The organism is Variovorax sp. 01T439_2 (assembly GCF_056398445.1).
This window is the reverse complement of record NZ_JBFTPJ010000962.1, coordinates 1-2,195: the sequence shown is the minus strand read 5'-3', so window position 1 is coordinate 2,195 and position 2,195 is coordinate 1. Positions and strand designations below refer to the sequence as shown.

At 69.3% G+C, this 2,195-nt stretch carries 3 protein-coding genes; 2 read left to right on the top strand and 1 reads right to left on the bottom strand.

Annotation, left to right across the window (positions count from 1 at the left end):
- The coding region (locus AC1DOC_RS30440; protein ID WP_478131202.1) for a Bug family tripartite tricarboxylate transporter substrate binding protein at positions 1–495 on the top strand (495 nt) is incomplete at its 5' end.
- A 19-nt stretch (positions 496–514) separates the two neighbouring features.
- On the opposite strand, the gene AC1DOC_RS30435 is transcribed toward AC1DOC_RS30440, so the two are convergent.
- Complete coding sequence (locus tag AC1DOC_RS30435) at positions 515–1,444, bottom strand: LysR substrate-binding domain-containing protein (RefSeq protein WP_478080771.1); 930 nt, start codon at positions 1,442–1,444, stop codon at positions 515–517.
- A gap of 113 nt (positions 1,445–1,557) precedes the next feature.
- Here AC1DOC_RS30435 and AC1DOC_RS30430 point away from each other — a divergent pair.
- Positions 1,558–2,195: Bug family tripartite tricarboxylate transporter substrate binding protein (locus AC1DOC_RS30430; protein WP_478131201.1), on the top strand; the 638-nt coding region annotated here is incomplete at its 3' end.

Below are 2,195 nucleotides of genomic sequence, written 5' to 3'. Positions count from 1 at the left end.
ACGCAGCACCTGTCGGGCGAGATGTTCAAGTCGGCCGCGCGCGTCTTCATCACCCACATTCCGTACCGCGGCAGCGGGCCGGCGCAGTCGGACTTCCTGGGCAACCAGATTCCGCTGATGGTCGACTCGGTGACGGCCGYGCTGCCGCACATCAAGTCGGGCAGGGCGGTGGCGCTGGCGGTGACCTCGGCCAAACGCTCCTCGCAGCTGCCCGACGTACCCACCGTGCGCGAAAGCGGCGTGGCCGGCACCAGGGACTTCGAGGCCGTGGGCTGGCTCGGCCTGATGGCGCCGCGCGGCACGCCGCCCGAGATCACGGCGCGGCTGAACCAGGAAGTGACCGACATCCTCAAGAGCGAGCAGATGGCGCGCTTCATCCGCGACCGCGGCTCCGAGCCCGCGCCCACCACGGGCGCCGAGTTCGACCGCTTCGTGACGAACGAGATCCAGCGCTGGGGCGGTGCGGTGAAGGCCTCGGGCGCCAAGCCCGAGTAGCTCTTTTTCAGCGCGCCGGTCAGGCAATGGCCGGCGGCGCTTGCTCCTCCGCGCTGCGATCGGCATCCGCCAGCAGCCAGCGGCGGAAGTGGTCGAGCGTGGCCAGCTGGCCGCGGCCCTCGGGGTAGCAGAACCAGTAGCCCTGGTCGCCGCGGTAGCCGCCGCCCGGCAGCGGCTCGTCCACCAGCCCCGAGGCGATCTCGTCCTGCACCAGGCAGCGCGGCACCAGCGCCACGCCCATGCCCACCATCACGGCGCGGATCATGGTCTGGAACTGGTCGAACTGCGGGCCGGCGAGCGGATCGAGCCCGCGCACGCCATGCGCCTCGCTCCATTGCAGCCACGACTGCGGCACCGTGACGTGGCGCAGCAGCGTGCAGCGCGCCACGTCCTGCGGCGTGCGGATGGCGGCTTCGGCCAGGCCCGCACGCGGCGCGATCAGCGCCACGTCCCGCCCGGCCAGGTAGTGCGAGCGCGCGCCGGGCCAGTGGCCGTCGCCGAAGAGGATGGCGCAGTCGAGCTCGGGGCGCTCGAAGTCGTAGCCATGCACGAAGGGCACGAAATGCAGCGTGATCTGGGGATGCAGGCGCTGGAAGTCGGGCAGGCGCGGAATCAGCCACTTGGCGCCGAAGGTGGGCAGGGTGGACAGGTGCAGCGCGCCGCCGCCGTCGCCGCTGGTGATGAATTCCAGCGTGGCCGCCTCCAGCTGCGCGAGCACGGCGCGCACGGCTTTTTCGTAGCGCTCGCCCGCGGGCGTGAGCGCCAGGCGCTTGCGGCTGCGCTCGAACAGCGGCACGCCGATCCAGCGCTCCAGCTCCTGCACCTGCTTGCTGACCGCCCCCTGCGTGAGGTGCAGCGCCTCGGCGGCGCGCGAGACGCCGCCGAAGCGCACCACGGTGGAAAAGGCGCGCAGCAGGTTCAGCGGCGGGTTGAGGCGGCGGAGCGACATGGCTGGATGCCCATCAAAACATTCCAGATCAGAATGTTAGCTGGTCTATCCTTTGCTTCAAGTAACGCAGCAACTTTTGCTTCATTACTTCCGTCTCATTGGAGAAACCCCCCATGCAACGTCGTCATCTTCTTTCTGCCCTCGCCGCTGTTTCTGTCGCGCCTGGAATATCCTTTGCCCAGCAAGGCAAGCCGATCCGCATGATCGTGCCCTTCCCGCCCGGCGGCGCCACCGACATCACGGCGCGCGTGCTGTCGGAGCCGCTGGCCAAGATCCTCCAGCAGCCCGTGGTCATCGACAACCGCGCCGGTGCCGGCGGCTCCATCGGCATGGCCGAGGTGGCCCGCTCCGCGCCGGACGGCCTCGCCTTTGGCGTGGCCACGCTCTCCACGCACGGCGTGAACCCGGCCGTCTACCAGAAGCTGCCTTATGACCCGCTCAAGGGCTTCGTCGCCGTGACCGAGCTGGTGAAGGCGCCCGGCGTGGTCGTCATCAACCCGCGGGTGCTGCCGGTGCAGAGCTTCGCGGAACTCGTGAAGTACCTGAAGGCCAATCCGGGCAAGGTGTCGTACGCGTCGCCGGGCAACGGCACCATCGGCCACATGTGGGGCGAACTCTTCAAGAGCAGCACCGGAACCTCGATGGTGCACATCCCCTATCGCGGTGCGGGCCCGGCCATCAACGACGTGCTCGCGGGCGAGGTGCCGGTGTATTTCGACCAGGTGGCCTCGTCGCTGCCGCACGTGAAGGC